Here is a 15,219-nt window from a genome sequence, read left to right on the forward strand (position 1 = left end):
TCCCCCTGCACGACTCCCACCGGCGGGCTGCGGCGAAGCCGCGCGTCCGTAGACTCGCCTGGCCGCCTGTAGTCGGGCCGGCGCCGCCCTTGAGGGAGTGCCCGTTCACCATGAGTTACCGCAACGATCCGTACGACCCGAAGCAGGTCGCCCTGCTCGACCCGGACGCCCTGGCCGGGGCCGTGGCCGACGCCGAGAAGGCGTTCGCCGCCGCCGCCGACCCGGACGCGCTGACCGCGCTGCGCCCGGCGCACCTGGGGGACCGGTCCCCGGTGTCCCTGGCCCGCCGGGAGATCGGCGCGCTGCCGCCGGCCGCGAAGTCCGACGCCGGCAAGCGGGTCAACGAGGCCCGCCGGGCCATCGAGTCCGCGTACGCCGCCCGCCAGGAGGTCCTGGACCGCGAGCAGGCCGAGCGGGTGCTGGTCGAGGAGCGGGTCGACGTGACCCTGCCCCACGACCGCCGGCCGCGCGGCGCCCGCCACCCGCTGACCGTCCTGATGGAGCAGATCAGCGACCTGTTCATCGGCATGGGCTACGAGGTGGCCGAGGGGCCCGAGGTCGAGTTGGAGTGGACCAACTTCGACGCGCTCAACATCCCGGCCGACCACCCGGCGCGCGGGCTGATGGACACGTTCCACATCGCCCCCCAGGGCTCGGGCCTGGTGCTGCGCACCCACACCTCGCCGGTGCAGGCGCGCACCATGCTCAGCCGCAAGCCGCCGATCTACGTGGTGGTCCCCGGCCGGGTCTACCGCACCGACGAGCTGGACGCCACCCACGCGCCGGTCTTCCACCAGGTCGAGGGCCTGGTGGTGGACAAGGGCATCACCATGGCGCACCTGCGCGGCACGCTCGACCACTTCGCGCGCGCCATGTTCGGCGAGGGCGCCAAGACGCGCTGGCGTCCGCACTACTTCCCGTTCACCGAGCCGTCGGCCGAGTTCGACGTCTGGTTCCCGGAGCACCGGGACGGGCCGCAGTGGGTCGAGTGGGGCGGCTGCGGCATGGTCAACCCGCGGGTGCTGCGCGCCTGCGGGATCGACCCGGAGGTCTACTCCGGATTCGCGTTCGGCATGGGCATCGACCGGACCGTGATGGTCCGGCACGGCGTCAGCGACATGCGGGACATGGCCGAGGGCGACGTGCGGTTCACCCGCGCGTTCGGCGCCTGAGCTACGGGAAACGGTGGTAGAGGAATCATGCGAGTTTCAGTCAGTTGGCTGCGGGAGTACGTGGATCTCCCCGCCGACCTGCCCGCCGGTGACCTGGAGCAGGCGCTCGTCGACCTCGGCATCGAGGTCGAGTCGATCGTGGACCTGCGGGCGACCGTCACCGGCCCGCTGGTCGTGGGCGAGGTCCTCCAGATCGAGGAGCTGACCGGCTTCAAGAAGCCGATCCGCTTCTGCCGGGTGGACGTCGGTGGCGCGAACGGCACCGGCGAGCCGCAGGAGATCGTCTGCGGGGCGCGCAACTTCGCCCCCGGCGACAAGGTCGTGGTGATCCTGCCGGGCGGCGTGCTGCCGGGCAACTTCGCCATCGGCGCGCGCAAGACGTACGGGCGCAACTCCCACGGGATGATCTGCTCGGCGCGGGAGCTGGGCCTGGGCGACGACCACTCCGGCATCATCGTGCTGCCCGCGGACGTCAAGGCCCAGCCCGGCGACGACGCGCGCCCGGTCGTCGGCCTGGACGACGTGGTGGTCGAGATGGAGATCACCCCGGACCGCGGGTACGCGCTCAGCGTCCGCGGCATCGCCCGGGAGCTGTCGCACGCGCTCGGCGTGCCGTTCCGTGACCCGGCCGACGCGCCGGCGGCGGGCGGGACGGCCGAGCCGGCGTACCCGGTGGAGGTCCGTGACCCGGTCGGCTGCGACCGGTTCGCGGCCCGGATGGTGCGCGGCGTCGACCCGACCGTGGCCACGCCCGGCTGGATGCGGCAGCGGCTCACCGCGGCCGGCGTGCGCAGCATCTCGCTGCCGGTCGACATCACCAACTACCTGATGCTCGAACTCGGCCAGCCGATGCACGCGTTCGACGCGGACCGGATCACCGGGCCGCTGGTGGTGCGCCGCGCCGAGCCGGGGGAGAAGCTGACCACGCTGGACGGGGTGAGCCGGGCCCTCGTACCCGAGGACATGGTGATCTGCGACGACAGCGGGCCGATCTCGCTGGCCGCGGTGATGGGCGGCGAGACCAGCGAGGTGCTCGCCTCCACCACGAACGTGCTGTTCGAGGCCGCGCACTGGGACCCGGCCATGGTGGGCCGCACCGCCCGGCGGCACAAGCTGTTCAGCGAGGCCGCGAAGCGCTGGGAGCGGGGCGTCGACCCGACGCTGCCGCTCGTCGCGCTGGAGAAGGCGGTCCGGTTGCTCACCGACCTGGCCGGCGGCACGCCCGGCGCGGAGGTGCTCGACCTCGACCACGTCCGCCCGCCGGCGCCGGTGACGCTGCCGGTGGACCTGCCGACCCGCCGGGTGGGTGTGTCGTACCCGGCGGACCGGGTGGTGGAGCTGCTGGAGCAGGTCGGCTGCGCGGTCAGCCGCGGCGCCGACCGGCTCGGCGAGGACCCGGGCGCGGTCGGGGTGGCTACCGGCGGGGCCGTCGAGGTGCTGACCGTGACGCCGCCGAGCTGGCGGCCCGACCTGACCGACCCGGCCGACCTGGTGGAGGAGGTGGTCCGCCTCGACGGGTACGACCGGGTGCCGTCGGTGCTGCCCACCGCGCGGCCCGGCCGGGGCCTCACCCCGGCGCAGCAGCGCCGCCGCGCGGTGGCCCGCTCGCTCGCCGAGCGCGGCTGGGTCGAGGTGCTGGCGCAGCCGTTCGTCGCCCCGGAGCTGGCCGACCAGCTCGGCCTACCGGCCGACGACCCGCGCCGCCCCGCGGTGCGGGTGGCCAACCCGCTGTCCGAGGAGGAGCCGCTGCTGCGCACCACGCTGCTCGGCCCGCTGCTCGGCATCGTCCGGCGCAACGTCGGCCGGGGTCAGCGGGACGTGGCGATCTACGAGATCGGCGCGGTCTTCCGGCCCCGTCCGGGCGTCGGCGCCCCGCCCGCCATGGGCGTGGACCGGCGGCCCACCGACGAGGAGTTCGCCGCCGCCGACGCGGTGGTGCCGGCGCAGCCGCGACACGTCGCGGTGGCGCTCTGCGGCGAGATCGAGCCGGCCGGCTGGTGGGGCGCGGGTCGCGCGGCAAGCTGGGCGGACGCCGTCGAGGCCGGCCGGGCGGTGCTCGCCGCCGCCGGCATCCCGGCCGACCGGGTGACCGTGCGGGCCGGTGAGTACGCCCCCTGGCACCCGGGCCGCTGCGCCGAGCTGCTCGTCGACGACACCGTGGTCGGGCACGCCGGCGAGCTGCACCCGGCCGTGGTGGCGGCGCTGGAACTGCCCCGGCGCACCAGCGCCATGGAGCTGGACCTGGACGCGCTGCCCGCCGCGCCGCTGGTGGCCGGGCCGGCCATCTCCACGTTCCCACCGGCGCTGATCGACGTGGCGCTGGTGGTGGACGAGGCGGTGCCGGCGGCCGAGGTCCGGGCGGCGCTGGTCGAGGGCGCCGGCGCGCTGCTGGAGGACGTCCGGCTCTTCGACGTCTACGCCTCGGCGCAGCTCGGCGCCGGGCGGAAGTCGTTGGCGTACAAGCTGACGTTCCGCGCCCCGGACCGCACCCTCGCCGGTGAGGAGGCGGTGGCCGCCCGGGACGCCGCGGTGGCGCTCGCCGCGCAGCGCTTCGGCGCCACCCTCCGCGGCGCCTGAAGGGTAAGGAGGGGCCCCCGCTCAACGCCTACGGTAGAGGCGTGGGCCCCTCTTCACACCCGCACCACCGCGGCTCAGCCCGCGTACGGCAGCACGATCCGGGAGAGGTCGCCGGTCCCGAGGCTGGTCGTGGCCGCCCCGATGGCGTTCCAGACCTCGACGCGTACGCTGCCCCGCACCAGGTCGCCGGGTGTGCCCGAGGTGGTGCGCACGCCCTGGGCCGGGCGGTAGTGCTCCCAGCCGGGCACCGGGTCGGTGGCGAGGTAGTGGTACGTCTGCACCCAGTCGGTGTCGCCGTCGCCGGTCAGGTCGTACGAGATCCGCACCTGCACGCCGTTGCCGACCGCGGTCCCGGCGTCGACGAACAGGTCGAAGTCGATGTTGCCGCCCTGGTAGCGGGCGTTGATCCCGCAGGCGGTGAGCACCAGCGCGGCGGTGGGAACGCCGTCGTGGTTGCCGCCGGCCGCCGCCAGCCGTACCGCGTCGGTCTGCCCGGCGCCGGCGGTGAGCGAGCCGTCGGAGCGTACCAGCCGGGCGGGCTGGGCGAGCCGCCCCTCGGGCTGGGCGCAACCCGGCCCAGGGCGCGGGCTGGACCAGGCCGACCGGCGTGAGGTGGAACGTCAGTTTCGCGCCGAACGCGAAGTAGACCCGGCCGGAGGCGAGGTCGGTGCCGAGCACGTAGAGCCAGGTGGCGTCGGCCCGGCCGGTGTGGTTGGTGACGGTGAGGGGCAGCAGGTCCGGGCCGGTCGCCCGGGCCAGCGAAGCGACCGCGACGACCGAGCCGGCGGTGGTGACCAGGAGCGCGAGCAGGGCGCGCAGGATTTTCGTACGGGTGGGCAAGGGCGACTCCCGGGGGGTGGGGGCACGGTGCGGCGGTCACGCGGCACGGCGGGACGGATCCGTGAGAGCGCTCTCTCAGCACCGGTGGGCAAGGACGACTGTCAATGCGAAGCACGTCGATGCAGCTTCATGCGCCACACTGCATGACCTTGCAGGCGTGGGGATCGGCTGCTAACCTTTCTGCATAGTCATGCGGAGGTTTGTATGGGCATTCGAGTAGCGGTGGCCGGCGCGAGTGGGTACGCGGGCGGCGAACTGCTGCGCCTGCTCGCCGGCCACCCCGAGTTCGAGCTGGTCGCCGCCACCGCGCACAGTCAGGCCGGTCAGCCCGTCGCCGCCGTACACCCGCAGCTCGCCGGCCTGGACCTGGTGTTCGGGGCGACCGAGCCGGACACCCTGGCCGACGCGGACCTGGTCTTCCTGGCGTTGCCGCACGGCCAGTCGGCGGCGCTCGCCGCGGCGCTGCCCGACGCGGTCATGGTGGTCGACCTCGGCGCCGACCACCGACTGCGCGACGCCGGCGCCTGGGCCCGCTACTACGGCGGCGCGCACGCCGGCGCCTGGACCTACGGGCTGCCCGAGCTGCCCGGCCGGCGGGCCGAGATCGCGGCGGCGCGGCGGGTCGCCAACACCGGCTGCTACGCGGTGGCCACCACGCTGGCGCTGGCCCCGCTGATCGCCGCCGGCGCGGTACGCCCCGACGACGTGGTGGTGGTCGCCGCCTCCGGCACCTCCGGCGCCGGCCGGGCCGCCAAGGCCCACCTGCTCGGCAGCGAGGTGATGGGCGACCTCTCCCCCTACAAGGTGGGCGCCCACCAGCACGTGCCGGAGATCAGGCAGGCCACCGGCGCGACCTCGCTGTCGTTCACGCCGGTGCTGGCCCCGATGCCCCGGGGCATCCTGGCCACCGTCACCGCGGTGCCGACCGGCGACGCCGACCCCCGCGCGGTGCTGGCCGACGCCTACGCCGACGCGCCCTTCGTGCACCTGCTGCCCGAGGGGGCGTGGCCGCACACCGCCGCCACCGCCGGCGGGAACTCCTGTCACCTCCAGGCGACGGTGGACACCGACTCGGGACGGGTCGTCGTGGTCAGCGCCATCGACAACCTGGGCAAGGGCGCGGCCGGTCAGGCCGTGCAGAACGCCAACCTGATGGCCGGGCTCCCCGAGACCACCGGCCTGTCCGCCTACGGAGTCGCCCCATGACCGTCACCACCCCCCGCGGCTTCCGCGCCTCCGGTGTCGCCGCCGGCCTCAAGACCTCCGGCGCCGACGTCGCCCTCGTCGTCAACGACGGACCGGACGCCGGCGTCGCCGGGGTCTTCACCGCCAACCGGGTGAGGGCCGCCCCGGTGCTCTGGACCCAGCGGGTCGTGCACGGCGGCGTGGTCCGGGCGGTCGTGCTCAACTCCGGTGGCGCGAACGCCTGCACCGGCCCGGCCGGATTCCAGGACGCCCACGCCACCGCCGAGCACACCGCCGCCGTGCTCACCGGCAGCAGCGCCCGGCTGATCGTCGGCGCCGGCGAGGTCGCGGTCTGCTCCACCGGCCTGATCGGCGAGCGGCTGCCGATGCCGAAGCTGCTGCCCGGCGTCCGGAACGCGGTGCGCGCCCTGTCCCGCGACGGCGGCCGGCCGGCCGCCGAGGCGATCATGACCACCGACACCCGGCCGAAGACCACGGTGGCCCCCGGCAGCGGCTGGACCGTCGGCGGGATGGCCAAGGGCGCCGGCATGCTGGCCCCGGCCATGGCCACCATGCTCTGCGTGCTCACCACCGACGCGGTGGCCGGGCCGGACGTGCTGGACGCCGCGCTGCGGGCCGCCACCCGGGTCACCTTCGACCGGGTCGACTCCGACGGCTGCATGTCCACCAACGACACCGTGCTGCTGCTGGCCAGCGGCGCCTCCGGCATCGAGCCCAGCCTCGCCGAGCTGACCGAGGCGGTGACCGCCGCCTGTCACGACCTGGCCCGGCAGTTGATCGCCGACGCCGAGGGCGCCACCAAGCAGGTCGCGATCGAGGTGGTCGGCGCGGCGGGCGAGGACGACGCGGTCGAGGTGGGGCGCGCGGTGGCCCGCAACAACCTGGTCAAGACCGCGCTGTTCGGCAACGACCCGAACTGGGGCCGGATCCTCGCCGCCGTCGGCACCACCGCTGCCGCGTTCGAACCGGACGAGGTCGACGTGGCGGTCAACGGCGTCTGGGTGTGCCGGGGCGGCGCCGCCGCCGAGGACCGGGCCAAGGTGGACCTCGCCGGCCGCGACGTCGCCATCCGCATCGACCTGCACGCCGGCGCCGCCGCCGCGACCATCTGGACCAACGACCTGTCGCACGGGTACGTGCACGAGAACTCGGCGTACTCCACATGATGAGTGACGAGCTCACCCGCGCCCAGGCCAAGGCCGCCACGCTGATCGAGGCGCTGCCCTGGCTGGCCCGGTTCGCCGGCGCCACCGTGGTGGTCAAGTACGGCGGCCACGCGATGACCGATCCCGAGCTGCGGCGGGCGTTCGCCGCGGACATGGTCTTCCTCCGGTATGCCGGCCTCAAGCCGGTCGTGGTGCACGGCGGCGGCCCGCAGATCTCCGCCATGCTCGACCGGCTCGGCATCGCCAGCGAGTTCCGGGGCGGCCTGCGGGTCACCACCCCGGACGCCATGGACGTGGTGCGGATGGTGCTCGTCGGGCAGGTCGGCCGGGAACTGGTCGGGCTGGTCAACGCGCACGGCCCGTTCGCGGTCGGGCTCTCCGGCGAGGACGGCGGGCTGCTCACGGCGGTGCGCCGACCGGCGTACGTGGACGGGCAACCGGTCGACGTCGGGCAGGTCGGCGACGTGGCGTCGGTGGACGTCTCCGCGGTCACCGACCTGATCGCGGCCGGCCGGATCCCGGTCATCTCCACTGTCGCGCCGGACGTCGACGGGGTGCTGCACAACCTCAACGCGGACACCGCCGCCGCCGCGCTCGCGGTCGCGCTCAAGGCGCGCAAGCTGGTCGTCCTCACCGACGTGGCCGGCCTCTACGCGGACTGGCCGGACACGACGAGCCTGGTCCGCGAGATCACCGCGGACGACCTGGCGGCGCTGCTGCCGTCCCTGGAGTCGGGCATGGTGCCGAAGATGGAGGCCTGCCTGCGGGCGGTGCGCGGGGGAGTGCCCGCCGCGCACGTCGTCGACGGTCGGGTCGCCCACTCCACGCTGCTGGAGGTCTTCACCTCGGAAGGGTTCGGAACGATGGTCGTGAGCGCGGGAAGCGAGCTTGCGGGCCCCGCAGTCGCCAACAGGGAAGGCACGGTCGGTTCATGAGCACGCTGGTGCGGCGCTGGGGCGCGACCATGATGGACAACTACGGCACGCCGCCGCTGGCGCTCGTCTCGGGCGCCGGCGCCGTCGTGGTCGACGAGACCGGCCGGGAGTACGTCGACCTGCTCGGCGGCATCGCGGTCAACGCGCTCGGCCACGCCCACCCGGCGGTGGTGGCCGCCGTGTCGAAGCAGGTCGCCACGCTCGGCCACGTGTCGAACCTGTTCGTCGCCGAGCCGCCGGTCGCGCTCGCCGAACTGCTGCTGGCGCTGGCCGGCCGACCCGGCCGGGTCTTCCTCGCCAACTCCGGCGCGGAGGCGAACGAGGCCGCGTTCAAGCTCTCCCGGCTCACCGGGCGACGGCACGTGGTGGCCACCCACGGCGGTTTCCACGGCCGGACCATGGGCGCGCTGGCGCTCACCGGCCAGCCGGCCAAGGCCGACCCGTTCCGCCCGCTGCCCGGCGACGTCACCCACGTGCCGTACGGCGACGCCGACGCGCTCGCCGAGGCGGTCACCGACGCCACCGCGATGGTGATCGTCGAGCCGATCCAGGGCGAGAACGGCGTGGTCGTGCCGCCGCCCGGCTACCTCACCGCGGCCCGGCGGATCACCGCCGCGCACGGCACGTTGCTGGTGCTCGACGAGGTGCAGACCGGCGTCGGCCGCACCGGGCACTGGTTCGCCCACCAGGCCGAGGGCGTCGAGCCGGACGTGGTCACGCTGGCCAAGGGGCTCGGCGGCGGCCTGCCGCTCGGCGCCTGCCTGGCCTTCGGCCCGGCCGCCGACCTGCTCACCCCGGGCTCGCACGGCACCACGTTCGGCGGCAACCCGGTCAGTTGCGCCGCCGCGCTCGCGGTGATCGCCACGATCGCCAACGAGGGGCTGCTCGACCACGTCACGCGCATCGGTGAGCGGCTGCGGCGCGGCGTCGAGGCGCTCGGACACCCGCTGGTACGCGAGGTGCGCGGCGCCGGCCTGTTGCTCGGCGTCGTGTTCGACCGGCCGGTGGCCGGCGCGGTGTCGACCGCGCTGCGGGAGGCCGGTTTCCTGGTCAACCCGGTACAGCCGGGCGTGGTCCGGCTCGCCCCGCCGCTGATTCTCACCGCCGAGCAGGCCGACGCGTTCCTCGCCGCGCTCCCCGCCGCGCTCGACGCCGTCCCCGCAGACACGACCGTCCCCGCCGGGATGACCGCGACCGTCCCCGCCGAGGCGGCGCACCCCGCCGAGGCGACCGCGACCGTCCCCGCCGAGGCGGCAACCGTCTCCGCGCCCACCCCCGCCAGCCGCACGGAGGCCCCCGCATGATCCGCCACTTCCTGCGCGACGACGACCTCACGCCGGCCGAGCAGGCCGCCGTGCTGGACCTCGCCGCCCGGATGAAGACCGACCGCTACACCCACCGGCCGCTGGCCGGTCCCCGATCGGTGGCGGTGCTGTTCGACAAGCAGAGCCTGCGTACCCGGATCTCGTTCGACGTCGGCATCGCCGAGCTGGGCGGGCATCCCCTCGTGGTGGACACCCAGGTCACCCACTTCGGCCGGGGCGAGACGCTCGGCGACGCCGGCCGGGTGCTGTCCCGCTACGTCGCCGCGATCGTGCTGCGTACCCACGGCGACGACCGCATCGCCGAGGTCGCGGCGCACGCCACCGTGCCGGTGGTCAACGCGCTCACCGACACGTTCCACCCCTGCCAGCTGCTGGCCGACCTGCTCACCGTGCGGGAGCGGTTCGGCGCCACCGCCGGGCGGATCCTGGCGTACGTCGGCGACGCGGCGAACAACATGGCCCACTCGTACCTGCTGGCCGGCGCGACCGCCGGGATGCACGTGCGGGTCGCCGGCCCGGGCGGCTTCCAGCCGGACCCGGAGATCGTGGCCCGCGCCGAGAAGATCGCCGCCGGCACCGGCGGCTCGGTCGACGTGCTCACCGACCCGGTCGAGGCGGTACGCGGGGCGCACGTGGTCGCCACCGACACCTGGACGTCGATGGGTCAGGAGGCCGACGGGCAGGACCGGGTCACCCCGTTCCGGCCGTACCAGGTGAGCGACGCCCTGCTCGACCACGCCGCGGCGGACGTGATCGTGCTGCACTGTCTGCCCGCCCACCGGGGCGAGGAGATCACCGACGACGTGCTCGACGGGCCGCGCAGCGCGGTGTTCGACCAGGCGGAGAATCGCCTGCACGCCCAGAAGGCGCTGCTGACCTTTCTCCTGGAGGCATCCACATGACCGCCCCGCTGACCCGCGCCGCCCGCCACGCCCGCATCGTGGAGCTGATCCGCGACGGCGCCGTCCACTCGCAGACCGAGCTGGCCGACCTGCTCGCCGGCGACGGCATCCAGGTCACCCAGGCCACGCTCTCCCGTGACCTGAAGGAACTGGGCGCGGTGACCGCGCGTGGCGGCGACGGGCGGGGGGTCTACCTGATTCCCGAGGACGGCCACCGGCCGCTGCGCGAGGCCGAGGGGGCGCCCGCCCGGCTGGTGCGGCTGCTGCGTGAGCTGCTCAACGGCGTCGACGCCAGCGGCAACATCGCCGTGCTGCGCACCCCGCCGGGTGCCGCGCACTACCTGGCCAGCGCGTTGGACCGGGCCGGCCTGTCCGAGATCGTCGGCACCATCGCCGGCGACGACACCATCCTCGTGGTGGCCCGCGAGGCCGACGGCGGCGCCGCGCTGGGCGACCGGCTCGCCGCGTGGGCCCGCCGGGACGAGACCGTGGAAGGGAACACCGCACCATGACCGAGCGGGTCGTCCTGGCGTACTCCGGGGGTCTCGACACCTCCGTCGCCATCCCGTACCTGGCCGAGCAGACCGGCGCCGAGGTGATCGCGGTCGCGGTCGACGTCGGCCAGGGCGGGGAGGACATGGACGTCATCCGGCAGCGCGCGCTGGACTGCGGCGCCGCCGAGTCCGAGGTGGTCGACGCGCGTGACGAGTTCGCCGCCGATTACTGCCTGCCGGCCGTGCGGGCCAACGCGCTCTACATGGACCGCTACCCGCTGGTCTCCGCGCTGTCCCGGCCGCTGATCGTCAGGCACCTGGTGGCCGCCGCGCGCCGGCACGGCGGCACGATCGTGTCGCACGGCTGCACCGGCAAGGGCAACGACCAGGTCCGGTTCGAGGTCGGCCTGCACGCGCTCGCCCCCGATCTGAAGGTCGTCGCGCCGGCCCGGGACTACGCCTGGACCCGGGACAAGGCGATCGCGTTCGCCGAGGAGAAGGGGCTGCCGATCGACGTCACCGCCCGGTCCCCGTACTCGATCGACCAGAACCTGTGGGGCCGGGCCGTGGAGACCGGCTTCCTGGAGGACATCTGGCACGCGCCGGTCGAGAACCTGTACGCGTACACCGCCGACCCGGCCGAGGAACGCGACGCCGACGAGGTGGTGATCACGTTCGACGCCGGCGTCCCGGTCGCCCTCGACGGCGAGACGGTCACCCCGTACCAGGCGATCCGGGAACTGAACCGCCGCGCGGGCGCGCAGGGCGTGGGGCGGCTCGACATGGTCGAGGACCGGCTGGTCGGCATCAAGAGCCGCGAGGTGTACGAGGCGCCCGGCGCGATCGCCCTGATCACCGCGCACCAGGAGCTGGAGGCGGTCACCGTCGAACGGGACCTGGCCCGGTTCAAGCGCGGTGTCGACAGGCGCTGGGGCGAACTGGTCTACGACGGACTCTGGTTCTCCCCGCTCAGGCGGGCGCTCGACGCGTTCGTCGAGGAGACCCAGCGGCACGTCAGCGGCGAGGTGCGGCTGACGTTGCACGGTGGCCGGGCGGTGGTGACCGGCCGGCGCTCCGAGGTCGGCCTCTACGACTTCGGCCTGGCCACCTACGACACCGGCGACACGTTCGACCAGTCGCTCGCGACGGGCTTCGTGCGGCTGTGGGGGCTGCCCAGCGCGATGGCCGCCGCACGGGACGCCCGGTGGGACGGGGCGCGATCGTGACCACCAGAATGGAAGACGTGGACGACAAGAGCCTGACCGAGAACAGCGCCGCCGCCAACCGGACGAGCCTCTGGGGAGGCCGGTTCGCCGGCGGACCCGCCGAGGCGCTCGCGCGGCTGTCGGTGAGTGTCCAGTTCGACTGGCGCCTCGCCCCGTACGACATCGCCGGTTCCCGGGCGCACGCCCGGGTCCTCGCGGGCGCCGGGTTGCTCGACCCGGACGAGTTGGGGCGGATGCTGGCCGCGCTGGACGACCTGGAGGCGGCCTGCGCCTCCGGGGCGTTCCGCCCCACCGTGGACGACGAGGACGTGCACACCGCCCTGGAGCGCGGCCTGCTGGAGCGGCTGGGCAGCCTCGGCGGCAAGCTGCGCGCCGGCCGCTCCCGCAACGACCAGGTCGCCACCGACCTGCGGCTCTATCTGCGCGACCACGCCCGTGGGGTGGCCGCCCGGCTGGTCGAGTTGGCCGAGGCGCTGGTCGAGCAGGCGGAGCGGCACGTGGACACCGCCGCTCCCGGCATGACGCACCTCCAGCACGCCCAGCCGGTGACGTTCGGGCACTGGCTGCTCGCCCACGTGCAGCCGCTGCTGCGGGACCTGGACCGGCTGCGCGACTGGGACGAGCGGGCCGCGGTCAGCCCGCTCGGCGCCGGCGCGCTGGCCGGCTCCGGGCTGCCGCTGGACCCGATGGCGGTCGCCAAGGAGCTGGGTTTCCGCACCTCGTTCGCCAACTCGATGGACGCGGTCGGGGACCGGGACTTCGTGGCCGAGTTCCTCTTCGGCACCGCGATGGTCGGCGTGCACCTGTCCCGCCTCGGCGAGGAGGTGGTGCTCTGGACGTCGCAGGAGTTCGGCTGGGTCGAGCTGGACGACTCGTTCGCCACCGGCTCGTCGATCATGCCGCAGAAGAAGAACGCGGACATCGCCGAGCTGGCCCGGGGCAAGTCCGGCCGGCTGGTCGGCGGCCTGATGAGCGTGCTCACCATGCTCAAGGGCCTGCCGATGACCTACGACCGGGACATGCAGGAGGACAAGGAGCCGGCGTTCGACGCGGTCGACACGCTGGAGCTGCTGCTGCCCGCGCTGGCCGGGATGATCTCCACGATGACGGTCCGGGTGGACCGGCTCGTGGCCACCGCGCCGTCGGGCTTCTCGCTGGCCACCGAGGTCGCCGACTGGCTGGTCCGCCGGCACGTGCCGTTCCGCGACGCGCACGAGATCACCGGGAGGCTGGTGGCGCTCTGCGCGGCCCGGGACTGCGCGCTGGACGAGGTCTCCGACGCCGACCTGACCGCGGTGAGCGAGCACCTGGACCCCTCGGTGCGTGACGTGCTCTCGGTGCGTTCGGCGCTCGCCGCCCGCACCACCGCCGGCTCCACCGGCCCCGGGCCGGTCGCCGACCAACTCGCCACCGCCGCCGACAAGCTGGCCGGCTGGCGCGACTGGGCGGCCGAGCAGGTCGTGCCCCGCTGACCGGTACGCCCCGCGTGGTGGTTCGGCCACCGCGCGGGGCTCAGGCCGTCGGCCGCTCCCGCTTCGGCAGCTTGGCCACCACCGCGTCGTACGACCCGTCGGCCGCCTCGATCAGCTCGTCGTCGGGGATGCCGCCGTCCAGCCGTAACGTGTTCCACCCGGACCGGCCGATGTAGGGCGAGGGCCGGGCGTCGGCCGGGAACCGGTGCAGCCACTCGTCGGCCACCTCCCGGGACGGCCCGCACTTCACCCCGAGCCGGGCCGCACCGTCGGGCGAGCCGAGGAACGCGAAGATCCGGCTGCCCACCTTCACCACCTCGTCGGCCTCCCACGGCCGGTCGAGCCAGGCTCCCGGCTTGGCCAGGCAGTAGGCCAGCATCTCGTCGCGCGTCATCGCGTCCTCCCGTGCCGTCGTCGTCCGGCACAGTCTCGCCCGAAGCTGTGACAGCGCGCGGAATCAGTCGCCGGTGCCGGTGCGGACGGTGAGCCGCTCGTAGCGCTGCCGGGCCGCCTGGGCGCTGCCCAGCCCCAGCCCGAACGCGATCGCCTGCCAGGTCATGCCCCGGCCGCGGGCCACCTGCAACAGGCCGGCCTCCAACACGTCCACCTCGGCCCGCACGTGCGGGATCAGGGTCAGCGCGGCCATCAGGTCGGCCTGGTCGACCGGTTCCTCGCCGGCGTCCCGCCCCGCGCCGCCGGCCAGCGCCATCACCAGCGTGGCCGCCTCGTAGGCGTCCGGCACGTCGGGGTGCGCGTAGCGCCGGCGGCGGGCGTTCGTGCCGGCGTGCCGTTCGGCGATCCGCAGCAGCGCCGCGTAGTTGCGGTGGGCCCGGGCCTGGGCAGCATCCGGGGCGGTGAACGGGTCGTTGTCCACGGTGACCATGCCGTCCATCCCACACCCAAGAATGGCCTGTTGTCAACATCCCGTTGAAAGCCATTCATACAACACACCATGCCCTCCCGGCTTCAGACGCGCCCGGAGCGCCACAGGTTGCGAAAACCACCCACCGGCCCCACCCGAACCCCGGTCGATCAAGGAGTTCGCGTCGCCGTGCGGCGTCCGCCGGACGCAAACTCCTTGATCAACGGGGTGGGGGCGAGGGTGGGGTGAGGCGGTGCGGTGGGGTGGGGTGGGGTGTTACGGGGTCGCCGGGTGGCGGCGGCGTGGGGTGTGCCGGCGGTAGACGCTGACGCTCGGCTCGTCGGCCAGCCAGAACCGCCACGGCAGGTCGTGTGCGGCGGCCACGCCGACCCGGGGGCCGGCGACGATCCGCGCCGGGTCGACCGGGTTCTCCGGCGGGGCCAGCAGCAGCGGCCCGGTGCCGTCGACCGCGCTGGTGCCGTTGGCGTCCCGGCCGAGGCCCAGCGCGGTCACCAGCCGGGCCGGGCCCCGGGCCAGGTCCCGGTCCGAGGCGCGGGGCCGCCGCTCGCGGGCCGTGTCGACGCCGTCGACCACCGCGCCGGCGCGCAGCAGCACGGCCGCCGCCTCGCCGTCGCGACCGCAGACGATGTTCGCGCACCAGTGCATGCCGAACACGAAGTACACGTACACCTGCCCGGCCGGGCCGAACATGACACGGTTGCGTGGGGTCGGCCCCCGGTGGGCGTGCGACGCCGGATCCTCACCGGTGCCGGCGTACGCCTCGACCTCGGTCAGCCGTACGCGGACGCCGTTCGCCGACACGGTCCAGCCGAGCAGGGTCCGCGCGGTGTCCGCGATGTCCGCGGCCGGGGCGTCGAGCCAGGGGTACGTCATGGCCGGCAAGCGTATCCGCCGAACCAGCCGCGCGCCCGGGGTCCGCCCCGCAGCGACGCTTCTATAGGTGAGCCGGTTCTGGGAGGGATTGGTATCGGTAGGGTTCGACGTCGGTGATCGACGAGTGACTCATGCAAGATCTGGCCGC

Annotated in this window: 14 protein-coding genes; 10 read left to right on the forward strand and 4 right to left on the reverse strand. The window is 74.5% G+C overall.

What is annotated here, in order from left to right; all coding sequences use genetic code 11:
* The first annotated feature begins 110 nt into the window (after window positions 1-110).
* Together pheS and pheT are read left to right on the forward strand one after the other, a co-directional pair.
* Complete coding sequence (gene pheS / locus ACIA6B_RS05295) at window positions 111-1,172, forward strand: phenylalanine--tRNA ligase subunit alpha (RefSeq protein ID WP_396771163.1); 1,062 nt, start codon at window positions 111-113, stop codon at window positions 1,170-1,172.
* A gap of 27 nt (window positions 1,173-1,199) precedes the next feature.
* Window positions 1,200-3,749: a phenylalanine--tRNA ligase subunit beta gene (gene pheT, locus ACIA6B_RS05300; protein ID WP_396771165.1), complete on the forward strand. Its 2,550-nt coding sequence runs from the start codon at window positions 1,200-1,202 to the stop codon at window positions 3,747-3,749.
* A 74-nt stretch (window positions 3,750-3,823) separates the two neighbouring features.
* Here pheT and ACIA6B_RS05305 read toward each other — a convergent pair whose 3' ends face one another.
* Window positions 3,824-4,174 carry a hypothetical protein gene (locus ACIA6B_RS05305; protein WP_396771167.1) on the reverse strand — a complete coding sequence of 117 codons (351 nt, stop codon included), beginning with the start codon at window positions 4,172-4,174 and terminating at the stop codon, window positions 3,824-3,826.
* 619 nt (window positions 4,175-4,793) lie between these two features.
* Here ACIA6B_RS05305 and argC point away from each other — a divergent pair.
* Genes argC through argH form a run of 8 tightly spaced genes read left to right on the forward strand, consistent with a single transcriptional unit; the run spans window position 4,794 to window position 13,315 of the window.
* Window positions 4,794-5,795, forward strand: coding sequence for an N-acetyl-gamma-glutamyl-phosphate reductase (argC, locus tag ACIA6B_RS05310; RefSeq protein ID WP_396771169.1), 1,002 nt, complete (start codon window positions 4,794-4,796; stop codon window positions 5,793-5,795).
* Window positions 5,792-6,961 (forward strand): bifunctional glutamate N-acetyltransferase/amino-acid acetyltransferase ArgJ, encoded by a 1,170-nt coding sequence (gene argJ / locus ACIA6B_RS05315; RefSeq protein ID WP_396771171.1) that lies wholly within the window; start codon window positions 5,792-5,794, stop codon window positions 6,959-6,961. Before argC ends, argJ begins: the two co-directional genes overlap by 4 nt.
* On the forward strand, window positions 6,958-7,896 hold the full coding sequence (gene argB / locus ACIA6B_RS05320) for an acetylglutamate kinase (RefSeq protein WP_396771173.1): 939 nt from the start codon (window positions 6,958-6,960) through the stop codon (window positions 7,894-7,896). The genes argJ and argB overlap by 4 nt, the downstream gene beginning before the upstream one ends.
* Entirely contained in the window at window positions 7,893-9,200 is a 1,308-nt protein-coding gene (locus tag ACIA6B_RS05325) for an acetylornithine transaminase (protein WP_396771175.1), read from the forward strand. The genes argB and ACIA6B_RS05325 overlap by 4 nt, the downstream gene beginning before the upstream one ends.
* Window positions 9,197-10,123 carry an ornithine carbamoyltransferase gene (gene argF, locus ACIA6B_RS05330; RefSeq protein ID WP_396771177.1) on the forward strand — a complete coding sequence of 309 codons (927 nt, stop codon included), beginning with the start codon at window positions 9,197-9,199 and terminating at the stop codon, window positions 10,121-10,123. The genes ACIA6B_RS05325 and argF overlap by 4 nt, the downstream gene beginning before the upstream one ends.
* Window positions 10,120-10,635: an arginine repressor gene (locus tag ACIA6B_RS05335; protein ID WP_396771179.1), complete on the forward strand. Its 516-nt coding sequence runs from the start codon at window positions 10,120-10,122 to the stop codon at window positions 10,633-10,635. Before argF ends, ACIA6B_RS05335 begins: the two co-directional genes overlap by 4 nt.
* Window positions 10,632-11,843, forward strand: coding sequence for an argininosuccinate synthase (locus tag ACIA6B_RS05340; protein WP_396771181.1), 1,212 nt, complete (start codon window positions 10,632-10,634; stop codon window positions 11,841-11,843). The genes ACIA6B_RS05335 and ACIA6B_RS05340 overlap by 4 nt, the downstream gene beginning before the upstream one ends.
* Before the next feature lie 8 nt (window positions 11,844-11,851).
* Window positions 11,852-13,315: an argininosuccinate lyase gene (gene argH, locus ACIA6B_RS05345; protein WP_396771235.1), complete on the forward strand. Its 1,464-nt coding sequence runs from the start codon at window positions 11,852-11,854 to the stop codon at window positions 13,313-13,315.
* A 40-nt stretch (window positions 13,316-13,355) separates the two neighbouring features.
* On the opposite strand, the gene ACIA6B_RS05350 is transcribed toward argH, so the two are convergent.
* The 3 genes from ACIA6B_RS05350 to ACIA6B_RS05360 form a co-directional block, all read right to left on the reverse strand.
* Window positions 13,356-13,709, reverse strand: coding sequence for an MmcQ/YjbR family DNA-binding protein (locus ACIA6B_RS05350; protein ID WP_396771183.1), 354 nt, complete (start codon window positions 13,707-13,709; stop codon window positions 13,356-13,358).
* Between the two features lie 63 nt (window positions 13,710-13,772).
* Window positions 13,773-14,207 carry a DNA-binding protein gene (locus ACIA6B_RS05355; RefSeq protein ID WP_396771185.1) on the reverse strand — a complete coding sequence of 145 codons (435 nt, stop codon included), beginning with the start codon at window positions 14,205-14,207 and terminating at the stop codon, window positions 13,773-13,775.
* Between the two features lie 246 nt (window positions 14,208-14,453).
* Window positions 14,454-15,071 carry a DNA-3-methyladenine glycosylase gene (locus ACIA6B_RS05360; protein ID WP_396771187.1) on the reverse strand — a complete coding sequence of 206 codons (618 nt, stop codon included), beginning with the start codon at window positions 15,069-15,071 and terminating at the stop codon, window positions 14,454-14,456.
* Window positions 15,072-15,219: the final 148 nt, after the last annotated feature.

It is taken from the genome of Micromonospora sp. NPDC051141 (assembly GCF_044455765.1).
Lineage (GTDB): Bacteria > Actinomycetota > Actinomycetes > Mycobacteriales > Micromonosporaceae > Micromonospora.